The following is an 18,405-nucleotide window of genomic DNA, read 5'->3' as shown; positions in this document are numbered from 1 at the left end:
GGCTGTAGTCAGTGTTTCGGCACCGCAGGCGGAACCGGGCCAGAGTTGTTTCAAGAGGCCACCTTAGGAACCACCCGCCGCCGCCATAATCTTCCATCGATAACCGACAACCCAACCGCAATAAGTGCCATTCCCACAAAGTGGACCGTTTCCAGCGATTCGTTGAGAAACAGTGAACCCAGCAATATCGCAGAGACAGGAATCAGCAAAGTCACCAGAAGCAAATTAGTGGCCCCCGACGCTTCCAGGATTTTGCAATAGAGCACATAGGCAACCGCCGTTGACAGCACCCAAGCCCGATCATCGCGGCCTAGGTCCCGGCGTTGGGGCCGGTTAAATCCAGGGCCGTTTACGGCCAGGGTGAGAGGAGTCATCAGGAGTGACGATACTGTGACCTGTCCTGACGCAGTAAAGATCGGGTTTACGCCATGGCTTTGGATCTGCGTCCGTAAACGCCCGCGAGCCCGTAAGACACGGCAGCATCCCCTGAAGCAGCTAACGCAGATTACGCGGCAGCGCGTTGTGGATATTGGTGGCCGCGACCGCAGCATGCCCTACAGCTACCGATATCTGGCTCAGCGCACTGACGACATCACCGATCGCATACAGGCCATCGATCGACGTCATCTGGCCCGCAGTCACCGTCAGTTTGTCTTCCTTGTCCGCATTCGCGCCCAGCTCAATGGCCAGGGTTGCCTGAGAGCGACTGCCTAGAACCGGGTAGACCGTCTCAAAGTCGCGACGTTCTCGGTTTGCGTCGATGAAGCCGCAGCGCGTCCCATCGAACACCAGGTCAACCGGTTTTTCCATCAATGCGATGCCCCAGTCCTCTGCACTCTGACGCAGCTTTGGGTCCACTGGCTCGTCGTCACTTTGCACCAGCGCCACTGTGGCCGAAAAGGTGCGCATGAATCTGGCATGATCGAAACCTGAACGCAGTGGACCATACACCGCGAGATCGTTATCGCTGGCCTCGAAGCCGTCGCAGATGGCGCATAAGCGCATCGCCCCGCAGTGGATCGCGTCCTCCACCCAGGGTTGTCGCGGCAGTACGTCCTCGCTTCCGGTCGCCAGCAGTACTGTACGTCCGAGGTATTGCCCGCCCCGGGTGTCTGTCACCCGGAAACCACCCTCCACGTGCTCTAACCGAGATGCCTTGGCCTGGGTGACCCTTGTGCCGTACTCCATCGCCTGGGTTTGCAGCCGTTCCAGCAACTCATGGCCACCCAGTCCGTCCGGAAAGCCCGGGCAGTTATGGGTTTTCGGAATCCAGCGCGCGCGGCTGTTGCTGGCATCGAGCACGGTCACTTCGCGGTGGAACCTGTTGAGGTACAGCGCCGCTGTCATGCCAGCCGGCCCGGCACCGATGATGATACAGGCGGTGAATTCTAAATCTGGCATTGCCTGTCTCCTGCAATAGGTGGGGCGCGAACACATCGGCGAATGCCGGTGTGGGTTACGCAGCGCAAAACCGCGGTGGGGCGAATCACGACGGCTCTGCTGAAATAAGCAGACCGGAACCTGGCCCAGAGGCGATACCCAATCAGGTGCACCGTTCAGTCATCGCCGAGGTCAAACGTGTTAAGAGCAAAATCGGGGACTACCAGCCCCAGGCGCCGAACTACAGGTTACGACTTGTGCCGTCTGTAGGCTACCGTGCTCATGGTGAGAATCTGACTTATATTGGGCGGTTGAAGATACTCAATGATGAGGCTGGCTTTATGTGTAATTCATCTCGACTCATTCTTCGGCAAGTTCGGCGGTAACGGTGGATAATGACCAAAGCTCTTGATGAGCCCTTTTTTCATGACCTGGAGTAGTCAGCATGTTTTCCGGCCTCAGCGCATTTCCTTTGACTCCGATGAATGAACATGGTCTGGACGAAGCGGCGTTTGTCCGGCTCATTGAGCGGCTGGTTGCCGCCAAAGTCGATTCCATTGGTGTGCTGGGCTCGACCGGCAATTATGCGTATCTCACCATGGCCGAGCGGGCGCGCATCGTCAGGCTAGCGGTCGAGCACGCGGATAGGGTGCCGGTGATCGCGGGAATCGGTGCCTTGCGCACCCGTGATGTGCGTGCCCTGGTTGATGATGCGCAGGTGGCGGGCGTTGCCGGGGTACTGCTGGCGCCTATGTCCTACCAGAAACTGCTTCCGGACGAAGTGTTCGGGCTCTACGAGACCGTCACCGGCGCCCTGTCCGTACCGCTCTGCGTCTACGACAACCCCGGCACTACGCAGTTTGTGTTCAGCGACGAGCTTCATGGCCACATAGCACGGCTTCCGAATGTGGCGTCCATCAAGATTCCAGGTGTGCCTGAAGTGCCTGCTGAGGCAGAGGCGCGGGTAGCACGGCTTCGCTCGCAGATTCCTGCCCATGTCACCCTCGGTGTCAGCGGCGATGCCTTTGCTGCCAGGGGTCTGAATGCCGGCTGCGAGGCCTGGTATTCGGTGATCGGCGGCGTGTTTCCCGCCACAGCACTGGCGATCACCCGGGCGGCGGAAGCCGGCGATGTGCTGGAAGCAACCCGGCTGTCGGATCGGCTAGAGCCCTTATGGAGACTGTTCGGTGAGCATGGCGGGAGCCTGCGTGTTGTCGCGGCCGCGGCAGAATTGCTGGGGCTTATTGAGGCACCCTGTTTACCGCTGCCCCTCAAGGCCCTGGGCGGGGAAGGGCGCCGACAACTGGCAAAACTGATTGATGAACTTGAGTTAACGTGACACCTTAACCCTGCCTGACGACACCCACACAAGCCCTGCTTCGCACACCCCGGGACTAGAACCAACAATGAAACATGCTCGCCCGCGCATTGCCGCAATGTTCCTGCCCCTGGTTGCCACGCTAATGCTCACTGCCTGCGACGCCGGCCAGCTGTTCCCGCCCGATGCCCGCCTTCCCGACGGCAGCACCTACTCCGGTGACGTTCACGAAGGCCTTTTTCATGGTGAGGGTGTTCAGGCCTTTGCCAGTGGCATGACCTACAGCGGTGAGTTCCGTGACGGCTACTGGCATGGCGAGGGGGAGCTTGAGTCACCGGCGGGCTGGCGTTATGAGGGCGAATTCCGGAAAGGCCAGATGGCAGGGCAGGGTGTGCTGGAAGATGATGACAGCCGGTATGAGGGCGCCTTCCAGGACGAGAACTTCCACGGTAAGGGTCGTTACGAAGTCAGCAGCGGCACCTACATCGCCGAGTTCGCCGGAGGCGATCCGGTGAAGGGCAAGCACGTGACCGACTACGGTACCTACGAGGGGGACTTTCAGGACTGGTACTACCACGGCGAGGGCAGCTTCACCTACCTCGACGGGCCGGAGACTACGGCAAGTCTCTCGGGCACCTGGGCCTACGGCCAGTTTGTTGATGGTGAAGAGGCTGAGCCGGAAGCCGCCCCCGCCCCGCTTACTGAAAAGATTCTTGCCGAGGATCACCAGCGCCTGGCAAGCCAGGTCGAACGCCTGGCACCTGAGCGCCCCGGCCTGACGGATGCCTATTTCCTTGCGGTGGGCGGCGACGGTACCGAATCGGTGTTCATGCGGGACATCCAGGTGGCCAGAACCGGTCTGCAGGCGCGGTTTGATATTGAAGACCGCGACATTCTGCTGCTCAACCACCGCGATTACGAAACCCTTCCGCTGGCGACAAGGCCTTCCATTGCGGCGGCGCTCAAGGCGCTGGATGAGCAGATGAATCCGGAGGAAGACCTGCTCGTGGTGCACCTGGTCAGCCATGGCATGCAGGACGGGCAATTGCTGCTGCAGCAACCGGGCGTCGAGCTGCCTAACCTTTCCCCCCGTGACTTCGCGGACATGCTGGAGCCATTGGACGTGCGCCGCAAGGTACTGGTAGTCTCCGCCTGCTACTCAGGCCACTGGCTCAACGAACTCAGGGACAGCGATACCATGATCCTGACCTCTGCCAGGGATGACCGCACCTCTTTCGGCTGCGGCGATGACTCGGAAATGACCTGGTTCACCAAGGCGGTGTATCAGAGAGTGGGGCTGTCGTTCATCGAGCCTGAGGCGATGTTCGAGAATATCAGCAGGCAGATAAGAAGCTGGGAAGAGGAAACGGCTATGGAGGAGGAGCATTGGTCCTGGCCTCAATACCATCTTGGTGATGACCTGAGTGCGTGGCTCGGCAAGAACGTTAACCAGCGCTAAATCTGTTGATCCCGGGCCAGAGGCGACAATCCATATCAGCTAACCCACCCACCTGCCTAAAACTGATCTATCCTGAAACCGTGGCAACACAGCAGTGCTTCCGACCGCTTCTTGGTGACAAACCGCATCAATAGCTGAGAGAACGATAACCTGTATGACCATGATCCAACCTGGCCAATTCGAATATGAAACAGGTCAACTAAGCATTTCGGGCGATTGGACTGTTGAGCACTACACCGAGCTCAAGCGCGGAGTGGAGGTCCAGTTGGCCCGTGGTCGCCCGGACGTTGGCGAGATTACGCTGAATGAGCTGGCTGCCCTCGACACTGCGGGCGCAGCCCTGTTGGCCGAGCTTATTGGCGCCGAACGGCTGGAGCAGGTTGCGGATTGGCAACCAGGCCTGCCACAAGAGCGCCTGGCTTTGCTTAAAACGGTGGCGCAGGCGGTGGCGAAGGCGCGGTATCCCGATGTGAAGCAAGTTTCCCCGGCAATCGCTTTTCTGGCAGAAACCGGCCAGCGAGTGATCGGACTCTGGCACCAGCAGCGTTTGTTGCTGGGCTTTATTGGCCAGACGCTGGCATCGCTTGGGGCTGTTCTGCTGAAACCGGGACGGTGGCGCCTTACACCTCTCGTTGCCCATATCCATCAGACTGGTTTCAATGCCGTATTGATCGTCGCGCTGCTGACTTTTCTGGTGGGTGCGGTGGTGGCATTTCTGGGGGCCACCGTGCTGCGTGACTTCGGCGCCACCATTTACACGGTCGACCTGGTGGCATTTTCGTTCCTCCGCGAGTTTGGTGTGCTACTGGCGGCGATTCTCCTTGCGGGGCGCACAGCCAGTGCCTTCACGGCTCATATCGGCGCCATGAAGGCAAATGAAGAGATAGACGCTCTTCGGGCAATCGGCCTCGACCCGATTGAGCTACTGGTGCTTCCCAGGGTACTGGCCACCATGATCACCCTGCCGATGCTGAGTTTTATCGGCATGCTGAGTGGCATTTTCGGTGGCGCGCTTGTTTGCGTGCTGCTTCTCGATATTCCGGGGGCCCAGTTTATCTCGATCCTGGAGCAGAACATTGCCGTCCAGCACTTCCTGGTCGGGCTTGCGAAGGCGCCTTTCTTTGCGTTTATCATCGCCGTTATTGGTTGTCTTGAAGGCTTCAAGGTCAGCGGCAGCGCTCAGTCAGTCGGTGAGCACACCACCTCGGCCGTGGTGCAGTCGATCTTCATGGTGATCGTCCTCGATGCCGTTGCAGCGATATTTTTTCAGGAAATGGGATGGTGAGTCGAACAGAGGCGCCGTTGATTCGTGTGCGTAACCTGGTTAACCGGTTTGGCAGCCAGGTTGTCCATGAAAACCTCGATCTGGATCTATTCCAGCGCGAGATCCTTGGCGTGGTCGGCGGATCGGGCTCCGGCAAATCGGTGTTGCTGCGCAGTATTGTCGGGCTGGTGCAGCCAAGCGATGGCACTATTGAGGTCTTCGGCGAAGACCTTCGGCAACTGCCCGCCGGTGAACGCTCCCGGGTCGAGCGTCGTTTCGGGGTACTGTTCCAGAGTGGTGCCCTGTTCACTTCGCTGAATCTGCAGGAAAATGTAGCCCTGCCACTGATCGAGCATGGGAAACTCAAGCGGAATGATGCCGAGCAACTGGCCAGGATGAAATTGTCGCTGGTGGGATTGCCCTCGAATGCGGCTCTGAAATATCCGTCCGAACTGTCAGGCGGAATGATCAAGCGTGCGGCCCTGGCCCGGTCGTTAGCACTGGATCCCCAGATCCTTTTCCTGGATGAACCCACAGCAGGTCTGGACCCGATCGGCGCGGCGGCCTTCGATAAGCTGATTTCGACCCTCAGGGACTCCCTTGGTCTGAGTGTCTTCCTGGTGACTCACGATCTGGATACCCTTTATGCCACCTGTGACCGGGTTGCCGTGCTGTCCGGCCGCCGCGTCCTGGTCGCCGACTGCCTGGCCGTCGTTGAAGACTTCGACGATCCCTGGATTCGTGACTATTTTCATGGTCCCCGCGGCCGCGCGGCCGGGCAGGCCCATTCTCCGGAGAACGACTGACTATGGAACCCCGTGCTAATCACATCCTGATCGGACTGTTTACCGTGCTCACGCTGGCAGGTGGCCTGCTGTTCGCCCTCTGGCTGAGCAAGTCCAGTACTGACCGGGATTATGCCTACTACGAGATCGCCTTCGACCGCTCGGTCAGTGGCCTGGCCGAGGGTAACGCTGTTGAGTACAGCGGTATCAGGGTGGGCGAAGTGCTGTCCCTCAGGCTCGGGTCCGATGATCCCCGTGAAGTCCGGGCTCTCATCCGTGTCTTCAGTGATGTGCCGATCAAGAAAGACACCCGGGCCAGCCTGAGTCTGGCCAATATTACTGGTAGCATGAATATCCAGTTAAGCGGCGGTACGCCAGGGGGGCCTGATCTTGAGGGTGACCGGAAAAACCCACCACTCATCAAGGCGGAGCCGTCGCCAATAAGCTCTCTGCTCAGCAGCTCAGAGGTCCTGTTCTCCAAGGTTGACCAGTTACTGACAAACGCGAACCGTCTCTTTTCCGAGGAAAACGGCGACCGCTTGGCGCGCATACTTGGCAACGTCGAGAAGGTTTCACTGATGCTGGCAGAGCAGGATGAACAGTTCGCGGGCGCGATTACAGACTTCAGTCGCAGTGCCGAGCAGGCCGAAGAGGCAATGGCTGAATTCTCACGACTGGGGAAGCAGGCCAATGCAATGCTGGATAAGAATGGCAACGATATTCTTACCAGCGCGGAAAGTGCAATGAATTCCCTTGAGAGTGCCACAGCGCAGCTGGAGCGCATGTTAAGTGCCCACGAGGGCTCCCTGGACCGAGGGATGCAAGGGCTAGGCGAAATAGCCCCGGTCATGAGGGAGCTGCGGGGCACCCTGAACAACCTGAAACGCATCACCCAGCGCTTGGAGGCCAACCCTGGCGAATTTCTGCTGCGCCGCGAACAACTCGAGGAGTTCACCCCATGACTGTCTGCCATAACCTCCGGGCCTTCCTGATGCTTATCGGGGTCGCTGTTCTTTTCAGCACATTAACCGCCTGCACCATTCTGCCGGAGGGAGAACCGGTCCGTGCTTTCCTGCTGCCTCACGAGCCGCTGGAGGAGCGCCCCGGCGCGGCGCCACTGAGCCAGTCATTGGCGATCGGAACACCCCGGGCCGGCCATATACTCGACAGCCGGCGTATAGCGGTTGTGCAGGACAGTGAAATAACCTCCTATCGGGGGGCACGTTGGGCTGACCTGGCTCCGACCCTGTTGCGGGACCGTCTGATCGAAGCGTTTCAGCATGTAGGCCAGGGCTCTTCCGTGAGTAGCGCCGATGCCAATCTCTATGCCGACCTGCAGTTGGACAGCCGTTTACGGGCATTCCAGAGTGAATATGTTGATGGCACACCGACAGTACTAATTCGGCTCGACGCGCAACTGGTCGACAATAACACTCAGCGGATTCTCGCGAGCCGCAGCTTTGAAGTCCGCAAACCAAGCCCTGACGAAACAATCGAAAGCGTAGTTGCAACCTTTGGTCGGGCCAGCGATGACCTGAGCGGGGAGGTTGTGGACTGGCTCCTGGAACAGGCTGGGGCCAGGGACTGATCTGTTATGGGGCCCGCGTCTGTAGAGGTGGACCTATTCCTTAACCCCGGCTCGCGTGTCCCAGAACCTGGCCCTATCAGAGTCCTGCTCTACGCCTCTGCCGGTGCGATAAGCCTGTGCGACCGCCGCCATGCCAATCCGGTCGCCGGATTCGGCCAGCCTGAGGTTCCACTGATAGGCGTTACTGTCACTCTGCTCCACACCTTTGCCTTCCGCATACATATTGGCCACGTTCATCATGCCCTGGCGGTTGCCGTCCTCGGCGAGGGCGAGGTAACGTTCGAACGCCAGGTCGTATTGGCCCATCTTGTAGACGGCGTAGGCCTCCAGGGTGCGGATCATGTCCCGGGCGATACGGGTCTGGTCATCTGCCTGCTGTACCTGGGTTGTTTGAGATGCCTGAGTTGCCTGAAATGTGAGGATGGTCAGTATTATGAGCGCGACAGACCTGAGAATTTGACTGTAAGGCCGCATGAGGCCTCCGCTTCGGGTGGCTTGGGATAGGGTGATTGATCCAAACTAGCAGGGCTGGTGGTGAGGGGGAACGGTACTTAAGTACCTTTATCCACTCTCAACCAACGCTGAGAACTCTTAAATTCCGAACCGGCATCTGGGCTAAGATGCCCATCTGACAACCTGCTGCGCTCCTGATGGCGGGTTATGACTTCCGATACCCGGGCTCTGGTTTCATGCGACTCGACCGACTCCTGTGCAAGCACACCGGCCAAAGCTACAGCACCACCCGGGAATGGGTCAGCGCTGGCCATGTGATTGTGGACGGCGAGGTCATTCGTACACCAGGCCATATCATTGACCGGTTTTCTGAAGTGAAGCTTCAAGGTGCTCGCCTGCAAGGTCAACCTCGCCACTACCTCATGCTCAATAAGCCGGCAGGCTATCTCAGTGCAACCTCCGACCTTGTCCACCCGACCGTGATGGAACTGGTGCCCACAGAACTGCGGAGCCTGCTGCACATTGCCGGGCGTCTGGACCGGGCCAGTACCGGGCTGCTGATTCTGACCAGTGATGGCCAGTGGTCGCGATGCCTGACTGACCCGGGCGGGAAAAAGCCGAAGGTTTACCGGGTGCGCACGCTTGAGCCGGTCAGTTCCGAGGCGCCGGAGCGTTTCGCCCAGGGCATTTATCTGGCCCGGGAAAACCTCACCACCACACCGGCGCAGATCGAAGTGCTGGGCAGCCACGAGGCCAGGGTAACCATCTATGAAGGCCGTCACCATCAGGTAAAGCGGATGTTTGCTGCGGTGGGGAACGAGGTCACGGCATTGCACCGGGAGTGCATGGGTGTGATCGAGCTGGAGGATTCACTTGAGCCAGGGGGCTGGCGCCCGTTGACCGGGGCAGAAATTGCGTCCGTTAGCGTAAAAGTCAAGCAGGGTACGGATTAGCTTAATCTGACGTGTTTTTAAATTGAAAGCCCGGGGTCTCTGTGTGATCGTTATTCACCCCAAAAATTCGAGCAAGTGGAAAACACGGAGTGTATTCCCATGTCCGCAATCAGAGCCCTTCTGAAAAAGATGTACCACCGGTATTACCGACCGTTCAAAGCATCCCGGGAAAAGAAACGCCTTCGCAAACAGATAATCGAAACGACTCTTTCCGCCAACTGCCCTTTCGAGATTGAAGCAAAACTCCTTCGCACTATCGACTTCGGAAACTCATCGATGCTCGATGTCGGCGCCAATGTAGGCTTCTACAGTGCCGCCCTGGAGGATGTGTTCGGCCCTGATCATGTCTATCTCTTTGAGCCCCTCCCAAGCCTCAACAAAGGCCTGAGGGACCGCTTTCCCAAAAGCCGGGTTTTCGACCTGGCGCTTTCGAATACCACAGGGCGGCAGAAAATCAGAGTGCCCATCATCAAAGGCACCCTCTATGACACCCGGGCCACCCTGAACGACCATCAGGAAACCGGGCAGACTGGCGCCAAGGAAGTCGAGATCAACCTCAAGCCGTTAGACGACATCGCCGACACAGAGTTGGACGGCCCGGTGGGACTGATCAAGATAGACGTCGAGGGCCACGAGCTGCAGGTGATTGAAGGTGCGATCAGGACCATTGCAAAGCACCATCCGCTGATGCTGGTCGAGATTGAGGCCCGGCACCATCACTACCCCATTGAAGACATCTTCCGTAAAATAGAAGGGCTTGGGTACGCCGGTTATTTCGTCAGTATCGGGGAGTATGAACTGAAGCCGGTCGCGCTGTTTGACCAGAGCCATGACCAGAACCCGGAAGTTTTGGAGGCGAGGGAGTTCAGCAAGTACCTGAATAACTTCTTCTTCGTTGCGCACGAGAAAGAAGCCGAGTTTTCGCGTTCGGTGAAGGCGACGCTGGACATGGAAAAAGCCCGGTCTGTGGAGGCGGCCTGAAGGTTCAGTCCGTTCGCTCTAGTAACCGGGGCTCAACTGGCAGAAAAAGACAGCGAGTCCACCAGTTCCCCGGCCCTGAACACGCCCCCGTTAAACTCACTCCGGGGGAGGTCGCTCAATGTGTAGGCGAGGGCGCTGGCGGCCTGTTCGGCGCTCAGGCAGTCGCCGGCCTCCAAGCGGTCGCTTAACCACGAGGCGTGGGGGAGACCCAGCGCCGAGGCCTTCCGGACATGGTCGCGGATGCCGGGGGTATCCACCAGGCCCGGCTGGAACAGGCTCACCAACGGCCCGTCGGCCAGGGCGCCGAACTCGACTGCAAGCTGCTGAACCAGCCGCCGAAGTGCCATCTTGCTGATGCCGTAACTGCCTGTACCTGTCTGGGCCTGGGTGTCCATGCCGGCGCCGATCATCACTACCCGCGCACTGGGGTCGTTTCCTGTCAGAACAGGGAGCAGGGACTTGGAAAGTAACAGTGGCGCGGTCAGGTTCACTGCGAGCGCCTCCTGGAAATCCGACAGGGCGAGGCCGGCAAGATCCCCAGCCGGCTCGCCGGCACCGGCGCAGTGAATGAAAGCCCCGAGCCTGTCGGTTACTGTGCACACTTTGGCTGCCAGCTCATGGGTGCTGCCTGGGTCTGCTAGCTCCACAGCCTGAGTGACTACCGTGCGTTGAGGCCAGTCCCTGCCGATTTGGCCTGCGATCTCTGCAAGTTTTGATTCAGTACGACCAGCGAGGATCAGGTCGTGCCCCATCTCCGCCAGCTGCAATGCCAGTGCCCGGCCAATACCGGAGCCTGCGCCTGTAATGAGTGTCCACATGGGTCCGTCTTCCAGTCCTGGGTTCTTCGTTTAGCCTGCGTTATAAGCAGGTGTGCTTAAGGGAGCTACGGTGGGGAATCAGCGACGGATGTATTTTTTAACCCTTAACTTCTCCGGCCCCCCCGTTTGTAACGGTTCTGGTTGGTCAGTTGATTAATCAGATGGCGTGCGGTCAGCTGCCAGGGAGGAAATCAGCATGAAAATTCGGAGGCCTGACCGAAGAACTGTCCGGCGCCGGTCAGATGATCATCATGATGCTGATGTTCGTCGAAAGGCTGTGCCCGCTCACCGTGGCCTACCTGGTGGGCTCCGCCTTTGTCTCTTCAGGCGAGCGATCCCGGGCGGAGCTGGAGATTGGTTAGGATCTAAGCGCTCTCGCTTTGGGTGGTGAACGCAAAACTGAGCAACCACCGATTACCCCGCTCTATTCTTGAGACCCGGTGCTGGTGCAGGTCAGGCCGAAAGAGTATGACCCGGCCGAACAGATTGAAGATGTTTTTTTCGCAGATGAACTCGCCGCCTGATCTCGGTTTTGCCAGCACGCAGTTCAGCTTGTAGAGGCGACCCCCGGAGACCATGTCGACATGGGGCACGACTTTATGACCCTCGGGGTAGCGTACCAGGTAGGCGTTAAGGAACCTGGAATGGAGAAGAATCCGTGTTTTAACTTTCTCTGGCATCGGCTTGTACGCGTGATGGGTGTGTATGCCTGAGTCTGATTCCAGGGGAGGGTGGGGTCAACCTTTTGGCCCCCCGGACTGTTTGCGGGGGGTGAAATGCTGCAGTAGAGTTGAGGTCCATGGACATGAAAGGGAAGGAACCTCCTATGAATCCATATCTTGCTGGCGCGTTGGGAGGCTTGCTGGCGACAGTGCCGATGACCATAGCCATGGAAAAACTGCATCGCAAACTGCCCCGGGAAGAGCGCTACCCGCTTCCACCACGGGAAATCATGGAGGATCTGGTCGAGCGCTCGCCCATCGACAGGACTGTCGATGACAGGTCCATGGTCGAACTTACCCTGGCCTCCCATTTTGTCTATGGCGCCGCGACCGGCGCTTTCTACGGTCTGTTCCTGCATAAACGGCCCCGCCCGATACTCCGGGGTGCCGGCTTTGGCGTGACGGTATGGGCTGCCAGCTACCTCGGCTGGATTCCCGCAGCGACGATACTTCGCCCGGCCACCAAGCATCCTTTGCGCCGCAATCTGTTGATGCTCGCGGCGCACTGTGTATGGGGTGCTTCTACGGCTGGTGTCGCGCGAATGCTGGCTGAGCCTGAGGTTTACCAGACTGCCTTCGAGGCGCAGACGCGGCTTGAGGCAAAGAGAGATGCGTTGGGCTGACAGGCTCAGTAACACGGAAGAGGGCGGGGAACGATAAAAGACGAACCCAATCTGTACCGGCTGATGTTCGGTGGGCAGGCGTTACCGAAGGTGAACATCCGCGCCTAGACACTGCAGGCACAAGCGGTGGTCACGCTCCTGCTTGAGGGTTCTGTCGCCGATCACACACAACAATACAAGGAATAAATCCCATGAGCAGCCCTAAGCCAAGCACTATCCGTGTCGGCCGTCGTTATCGCGCCAGTCGTCTTGAGGGTCCCTACGACGCCATCGTGATCGGCTCCGGCATCGGTGGGCTGACCACCGCCGCCTGCATGAGCAAGCTGGGCAGGAAAGTGGTGGTGTTTGAGCAACACTACACCGCTGGCGGCTTTACCCACAGCTACGAGCGCAACGGCTACGAGTGGGATGTGGGCGTGCATTACATCGGGGATGTGGGCGCCGACCACACCCTCACCAAGCGTCTGTTCGACCATATTACCGATGGCCAGCTCAAATGGGCACCCATGGACAGTCACTTTGACCGGATTTTTCTTGGCGACCGCCATGTGGACCTGGTGGCGGGGCCGGAGGCGTTCAAGGCGGAACTGAAGAAGGCGTTCCCCGGTGAAGACAAAGCCATCGATACCTATCTGGTTTACCTGAAAAAAGTGGCCAGTGCCATGCCGGGGCTGGTGATCGGCAAGGTGCTTCCGGACCTTGCCGCCGGGCCCCTGCGCAAGCTGGTCAGTCGGGCCGCGCCTTCCTACCTGAACCGGCCAACCCGAGAGGTGCTGGAAAGCCTGACCGGCAACCAGGAACTGATCGCCGTGCTTACAGGCCAGTGGGGCGACAATGGCCTGCCGCCGGCGGAATCCAGCTTCATTATTCATGCCCTGATCGCCCGGCACTATCTGTACGGCGGCTACTACCCCATCGGCGGCGCCTCGGAGATGGCAAAAACTATTATTCCGGTCATCCAGCAAAGCGGCGGGGAAGTGTTCACCTACGCCGATGTGAAGGAGATCCTGATCGAGAAGGGCAAGGCTGTTGGCGTGGGCATGGCCGATGGTGAAGAGGTCCGTGCGCCGCTGGTGATCAGTAACGCCGGCGTGTTCAACACATTCGACAAGCTGTTGCCGGAAACCGCACCTCACCATGCCTTTTACCAGGAAAAGCTGAAAACCGTGGAAAGGTCCATGGCCAGCAATTGCTTGTACATTGGCCTGCAGGACACCGCCGAGAACCTGAAGCTGCCGAAAACCAACTTCTGGATTTACCCAGGCGCAGATTATGAAAAGCAGGTCAGCGATTTCATGGCAGCGCCGGATGAGACCGACATCCCGCTGACGTACATTTCCTTTCCGTCTGCCAAGGACCCGAGCTTTGCCGAACGCTACCCGGGCCGGGCCACCATCGAGATTGTCGCGCCGGGTCCCTACGAGTGGTACGAACGATGGGCGGACAAAACCTGGGGCAAGCGGGGAGAAGAGTACGAAGCCGAAAAGGAGGTCTTCGCCCAGCGGCTGCTGGCCAAGCTTTACGAAAAGCTGCCCCATCTGGAGGGCAAGGTGGATTACTACGAGTTGTCCACCCCCCTGTCCACCGATTACTTCTGCCGCTACAGCAAGGGCGAGATCTACGGCCTGAACCACACGCCGGGCCGCTTCGAGCAGGATTGGCTGAAGCCAAAAACCCGGATCCCCGGCCTCTACCTGACGGGGCAGGATGTGATGACCTGTGGCGTGGCCGGCGCCATGATCGGTGGGCTGCTTGCGACTGTGGCTGTCAGTGGCTTTCGGGGGCTACCGCTGGCGAAGAAAATGTTCGTGGGGTAAAAGTGCTTGTCAGGCCGCGTCCCGGGCAGAGCACAAAGTCGAGTTGTCGCACCTGCTTGACGAAATGTGCAATACCGACATGTTTCGCAACAAGAACGCCACAAATCAAGGGCCTAGTGGTCTCTGCATAGGTGCTACGCTCGTCCCAAAGTGCCCATCCCTTCAGCTTCGGGGCACAGCTGGACTAGCGAGCGCTCCTATCCTATGAACTTTCTCAGAAAACTTGGCCTCAGAACGAAGATTGCCCTGCCTTTCATCGTCGCCATTGTCAGTGTGCTTATCGTTGGAAGCCTTAGTGTGACCACCTCGCGGAATCTGGTCGCTGACAGTGACTACCTCGCCGAAAACCTCCTGCCTGCGGTCAGTGAAGTGCTGAATGCGGACCGGGACCTCTACCAGGCCCTGGTCGCACAGATGGCGTATATAAACTTTGCTGAAGGTGGCCAGGTCGCGGAACAGCACCAGGCCGACTTCCATGAAAATGCTGATCAGGCACTGGAGCGTATGGCAAACGCCCGGCTCAGGCTGGGCATAGAACAGGGTGACAGTCTGGTTCAGGGCTTCCAGAGGTCCTTTGATGACTGGCGCAGCTCCGCTGTGAACTCAATGGCCCTGGCCCGTAACGGTGATGCCAGGGGCGCCAGGGCACTGCTGAGTGGCGAATCCGATTCCAGGTTTGGCGAGTTGCGCGACTACTACGACAAGGTGGGGGCGTTTGCAGACGAACAGGCCCAGGAGCTGGCTAAACAGGCTTCTGCCGAGGGCCAGCAGAGCGCAGCCCTTACCGTTACCATTACCCTGGCTGCCGTGCTGATCGGAGCCATTCTCTTTTTCATGTCCAGCAAGCTGGTGGCCATGGCCATCAACCAGATCCGCAGGCGACTGGACGAGATTGCCGAAGGGGAGGGCGACCTGACGCAACGTATACCGGTGGAGGTCAACGACGACCTGGGGCGCCTGTCTGAAAGCTTCAACAAGGTACTGGCGAACCTTCAGACCATGATCCGCACCATCCAGCAGTTATCGGAGCAATTGGCCGACGGGGCCCATCAGCTTGATCGCGAGGCCGCTGACAACAGGGATGGAGTTGCCAAACAGACCGACGCCATCGCCATGGTGGCCGCTGCCATCAACGAAATGCAAAGCGCCATTGAGGAAGTGGCAGGTAACGCGTCGACCGCAGCCGACGCAACCCAGCAGGCCCGCCAGAACGGCGAGAAGGGCGCTGTGATCGTCCGGAAGTCCTCGGGGCAGGTGCACCAGCTGGCCGCGCAGATTTCAAAGGGCGTGGATGTTATCCGGGCCTTGTCGAAGGATTCCGACAACATCAGTTCGGTGCTGGACGTTATCCGTGACATCGCCGACCAGACCAACCTGCTGGCCCTAAATGCCGCCATCGAGGCTGCAAGGGCCGGTGAGCAGGGCCGGGGGTTCTCGGTGGTGGCCGATGAGGTCCGGACCCTGGCCAAGCGTACCCAGAAATCAACGGAAGACATCCAGGTGATGGTCACTGCCCTGCAAGGCGGGGTAGCGGATGTGGTTTCTGTTATGGAGGTCGGCAGCAAGCAGGCGCAGGAAACAGAGAAGCTGGCTGCCGATGCCGAAGTGGAGCTTAACGCCATTCTCGGGGCCATGAATGACCTGGCTGACGTCAATGCCAGCGTGGCGTCCGCGACGGAAGAGCAGACCCAGGTGGTGGACGAGATCAATCGCAGCGTTATCCAGATCAACGACCTGGCCACCGAGGGAGCCTCCCGCTCAGCCACTATTGATGAGATTGGAAAATCCCTGGCGCATTCTGCAGAACAGCTCAATAGTCAGGCGGCCCGTTTCAAGGTCTGAGCGGCCGCCCCTGAGTACCTGGCCGCGATGCCAATGGATGATCGCGGCTGACTTCCTGAGCAATAAACGCATTTTAAGTTCCTGAAAGTCTCCGCTCCTATTGTTCCAGCCATGCCCGCGGGCCCTTCATTTCTAAGCAGATATAATTCGACACACGATATAAATGGCTTGTTTATTTAATAAGGAATAAAAGAGAGCGTGGCTTAACCAATTTGTGGCCGCAACAGATTTACCAACAGCGCAGTGATGGCAATTCTTGCGAATTAATAAATAGTTGCGAGTGCATCAGGCGTCCCGGAACTGAATGGTTATTTATTATTCGGTTCCACCTCTGCCCCTATGAAGGGGTAGAATAAAGCAGCAGGCAATAATAATGAATTTCCCCCGCAATACCGCTAGATATTTATTCAGTACCTTATTTGTTTTATCGGCTTTGTCTCTTTCGGCATGCTCTGACAGCAGCTCCAGCAGTAACACTTCTAACGTTGATGAGCCTCTGGTCGTTGCGGCCCTGGCAGTGACGTCCACTGCGCCAGCAGATGGTTCTACTGTCATTGGCACCAACAGCAAGGTCGTTGCCGTCTTCAATAACGCAGTGAGCAGTGAGACCGTGAATGAAGCCAGCTTTACATTGCAAGGTGCGAGCGAGGCCGCCATCAATGGCCCTGTTTCCTACGATGCGCCCACCAAGACGGCGACTTTAAGCCCTGGCAGCAAGCTCTCGGCCTCCACCGTGTATACCGCGACCGTCAGCACGGACGTTGAAGACGGAAAGGGGCACGCGCTGGTAGAAGATTTTGTCTGGTCTTTCGAGACAGGGGTGACGGTAGATACCACAGCGCCTGAGCTCAACATCACGGCAACCAACCCAGCCAATGGTGAAACCGGGGTTCTGCGGAACATCAAGCTCAATATGGTGTTTACCGAAGCCATTGACCCGGCCACCGTGCGTGCAGCCAATATTACGCTGACTGACGATACGGCCAGCGAAGTTGTAGCGGGCACCCTGTCCTATGTGAATCCCACAACAGTGGTGTTTTCACCGGATACAGCTCTTGCGGTAACTACGCCTCATACACTGAGTCTGAGCACCTCCATTAAAGACCTGGCAGGTATTGCTCTGGCAGCGACCTCATTGACCTTCACAACCGGTGCTGACATATCCTCAAGCCCGGCGGCTGTCGATCTTGGTAGCGCAGGCAACTATGTGCTCCTGACGAAAACAGGGATTACCACCACCGGTACCACCGATATTCTCGGCGACATTGCCGTCAGCCCAGGGGCGCTCTCTTTACTTGCCGGTTTTGATTATGTGCTGAGTTCTGATGGTACCTATGCAACATCTGCCCTGGTGACCGGCAAACTGTTTGGGGCGGATATGGCGGCGCCCATACCGAAGACCCTTACCACAGCAGTCAGCGATATGGAAACCGCCTACGCAGAGGCTGCTGGCCGTACTGATCCGGACTTTACCGAGCTAGGTGCCGGTGAAATTGGTGGGCTGACTCTGGACCCAGGCCTTTACAAGTGGGGGTCTGTCGTTCTGGTAACGTCCGACGTGACTCTTAACGGCAGTGCTACCGATGTCTGGATCTTCCAGATTGACCAAGACCTGAAACTGCAGGACGGCAAGTCAATAATCTTGACCGGAGGCGCCCTGCCACAGAATATCTTCTGGCAGGTTGCAGGCGAGGTAACACTACAAGCCGGCACAACTTTTAATGGCGTTATCTTGGGAAAGACTGCTGTCGCCATGAAGTCTGGCGCGGTCCTGAACGGTCGTGCCCTGGTGCAGACCGCAGTGACGCTGATCGGCAACGACGTGAATCAGCCGGCTGAATAAGTAGCGCGGGCGTTTGCGGAGAGTCTTCCGCACACAACCGCACGGGGCTTCGTCCCCACTTGGAAAAGGACCCTGAGGGGTCCTTTTTTATTCGCTATCCGGCCAGCAATACCTATATCCCCTGGCCCATAAGCATGCTAAAAGACGTGCGCCTTTTGGCAGTCACGTTTCCGTCCGCTATCCACCCTCCCGTTGCAGCAGGATTTCAGAAATGTCCGATAAGTTTTTCTTCAAAGGCAGGCAGGACGCCCGTCAGCACCACACCGCTTACGGCGGTTACCAGCCCGATGCCAACAAGCGAACGGGCAGCAAAAAGTTTCCGTTAGAGCTGGTGGTGACAAGCGAAGCCCGGAAGCAGGAGATTGAAGCGACGGTTTGTGAACATCAACTGCACGCTGACATCATCGTTGATACCCGTGAGGGAGCCGTCGAGTCCATCGCCGGGCTGACTGCCGTGCTGAACAAAGGCGCAACTGTCAGACAGGACAAGCTGCCTGCCCGAAATGAGCCGTGTCACTGCGGTAGTGGCCTCAAGTTCAAGAAGTGCTGTGGCTGAAGT

18 protein-coding genes are annotated in these 18,405 nt (G+C 58.3%); 13 read left to right on the top strand and 5 right to left on the bottom strand.

All coding sequences use genetic code 11. The features are described 5' to 3' along the window. Nucleotides 1-50 precede the first annotated feature (50 nt). Together G7W63_RS20175 and G7W63_RS06695 are read right to left on the bottom strand one after the other, a co-directional pair. Complete coding sequence (locus G7W63_RS20175) at nt 51-551, bottom strand: DMT family transporter (RefSeq protein ID WP_423202276.1); 501 nt, start codon at nt 549-551, stop codon at nt 51-53. Beyond that, the gene (locus G7W63_RS06695; protein ID WP_166255009.1) at nt 496-1,401 is read right to left on the bottom strand and encodes an NAD(P)/FAD-dependent oxidoreductase; all 906 of its coding nucleotides are present in this window, start codon (nt 1,399-1,401) and stop codon (nt 496-498) included. The genes G7W63_RS20175 and G7W63_RS06695 overlap by 56 nt, the downstream gene beginning before the upstream one ends. Nucleotides 1,402-1,825: 424 nt before the next feature. On the opposite strand from G7W63_RS06695, the gene G7W63_RS06690 reads away from it, so the two are divergent. From G7W63_RS06690 to G7W63_RS06665, 6 genes are all read left to right on the top strand, one after another. Continuing rightward, a complete protein-coding gene (locus G7W63_RS06690) occupies nt 1,826-2,719 on the top strand; it encodes a dihydrodipicolinate synthase family protein (RefSeq protein ID WP_166255007.1) in 894 nt (297 codons plus the stop codon). Nucleotides 2,720-2,786: 67 nt separating this feature from the next. After that, entirely contained in the window at nt 2,787-4,157 is a 1,371-nt protein-coding gene (locus G7W63_RS06685) for a C13 family peptidase (protein ID WP_166255004.1), read from the top strand. A gap of 154 nt (nt 4,158-4,311) precedes the next feature. After that, the gene (locus tag G7W63_RS06680) at nt 4,312-5,442 is read left to right on the top strand and encodes an ABC transporter permease (protein WP_166255001.1); all 1,131 of its coding nucleotides are present in this window, start codon (nt 4,312-4,314) and stop codon (nt 5,440-5,442) included. Then, on the top strand, nt 5,436-6,227 hold the full coding sequence (locus G7W63_RS06675) for an ABC transporter ATP-binding protein (protein WP_166254998.1): 792 nt from the start codon (nt 5,436-5,438) through the stop codon (nt 6,225-6,227). The genes G7W63_RS06680 and G7W63_RS06675 overlap by 7 nt, the downstream gene beginning before the upstream one ends. A 2-nt stretch (nt 6,228-6,229) precedes the next feature. Then, nucleotides 6,230-7,168, top strand: coding sequence for an MlaD family protein (locus G7W63_RS06670; RefSeq protein ID WP_166254995.1), 939 nt, complete (start codon nt 6,230-6,232; stop codon nt 7,166-7,168). Further along, nucleotides 7,165-7,794 carry an ABC-type transport auxiliary lipoprotein family protein gene (locus tag G7W63_RS06665; RefSeq protein ID WP_166254992.1) on the top strand — a complete coding sequence of 210 codons (630 nt, stop codon included), beginning with the start codon at nt 7,165-7,167 and terminating at the stop codon, nt 7,792-7,794. Before G7W63_RS06670 ends, G7W63_RS06665 begins: the two co-directional genes overlap by 4 nt. A gap of 33 nt (nt 7,795-7,827) precedes the next feature. Here the strand turns inward: G7W63_RS06665 and G7W63_RS06660 are convergent, their stop codons facing one another. Continuing rightward, nucleotides 7,828-8,268, bottom strand: coding sequence for a tetratricopeptide repeat protein (locus G7W63_RS06660; RefSeq protein WP_166254989.1), 441 nt, complete (start codon nt 8,266-8,268; stop codon nt 7,828-7,830). Nucleotides 8,269-8,483: 215 nt separating this feature from the next. Here G7W63_RS06660 and G7W63_RS06655 point away from each other — a divergent pair, with 215 nt between their 5' ends. Both G7W63_RS06655 and G7W63_RS06650 read left to right on the top strand, forming a co-directional pair. Further along, nucleotides 8,484-9,200 (top strand): pseudouridine synthase, encoded by a 717-nt coding sequence (locus G7W63_RS06655; protein ID WP_166254986.1) that lies wholly within the window; start codon nt 8,484-8,486, stop codon nt 9,198-9,200. A gap of 99 nt (nt 9,201-9,299) precedes the next feature. Further along, nucleotides 9,300-10,181: an FkbM family methyltransferase gene (locus G7W63_RS06650; protein WP_166254983.1), complete on the top strand. Its 882-nt coding sequence runs from the start codon at nt 9,300-9,302 to the stop codon at nt 10,179-10,181. 32 nt (nt 10,182-10,213) lie between these two features. Here G7W63_RS06650 and G7W63_RS06645 read toward each other — a convergent pair whose 3' ends face one another. Both G7W63_RS06645 and G7W63_RS06640 read right to left on the bottom strand, forming a co-directional pair. Next, nucleotides 10,214-10,999: an SDR family oxidoreductase gene (locus G7W63_RS06645; protein ID WP_166254980.1), complete on the bottom strand. Its 786-nt coding sequence runs from the start codon at nt 10,997-10,999 to the stop codon at nt 10,214-10,216. 365 nt (nt 11,000-11,364) lie between these two features. Next, nucleotides 11,365-11,679, bottom strand: a complete 315-nt coding sequence (locus tag G7W63_RS06640; RefSeq protein WP_166254977.1) for a 2OG-Fe(II) oxygenase — start codon at nt 11,677-11,679, stop codon at nt 11,365-11,367. Nucleotides 11,680-11,825: 146 nt separating this feature from the next. Between G7W63_RS06640 and G7W63_RS06635 the strand changes: the two genes are divergently transcribed. From G7W63_RS06635 to G7W63_RS06615, 5 genes are all read left to right on the top strand, one after another. Beyond that, nucleotides 11,826-12,344, top strand: a complete 519-nt coding sequence (locus tag G7W63_RS06635; protein ID WP_207308899.1) for a hypothetical protein — start codon at nt 11,826-11,828, stop codon at nt 12,342-12,344. A 191-nt stretch (nt 12,345-12,535) separates the two neighbouring features. Next, a complete protein-coding gene (locus G7W63_RS06630; RefSeq protein WP_166254974.1) occupies nt 12,536-14,161 on the top strand; it encodes a phytoene desaturase family protein in 1,626 nt (541 codons plus the stop codon). A 204-nt stretch (nt 14,162-14,365) separates the two neighbouring features. Then, nucleotides 14,366-16,003, top strand: coding sequence for a methyl-accepting chemotaxis protein (locus tag G7W63_RS06625; protein WP_166254971.1), 1,638 nt, complete (start codon nt 14,366-14,368; stop codon nt 16,001-16,003). Nucleotides 16,004-16,520: 517 nt separating this feature from the next. Next, on the top strand, nt 16,521-17,846 hold the full coding sequence (locus G7W63_RS06620) for an ice-binding family protein (protein WP_166254968.1): 1,326 nt from the start codon (nt 16,521-16,523) through the stop codon (nt 17,844-17,846). A gap of 211 nt (nt 17,847-18,057) precedes the next feature. Continuing rightward, nucleotides 18,058-18,402, top strand: coding sequence for a PBPRA1643 family SWIM/SEC-C metal-binding motif protein (locus tag G7W63_RS06615; RefSeq protein WP_166254965.1), 345 nt, complete (start codon nt 18,058-18,060; stop codon nt 18,400-18,402). Nucleotides 18,403-18,405 lie beyond the last annotated feature (3 nt).

The sequence above is a fragment of the Marinobacter salicampi genome (genome assembly GCF_011074795.1).
In the GTDB taxonomy this organism is placed as follows: Bacteria; Pseudomonadota; Gammaproteobacteria; order Pseudomonadales; family Oleiphilaceae; genus Marinobacter; species Marinobacter salicampi.
This window is presented reverse-complemented; position numbering and strand designations above follow the sequence as displayed.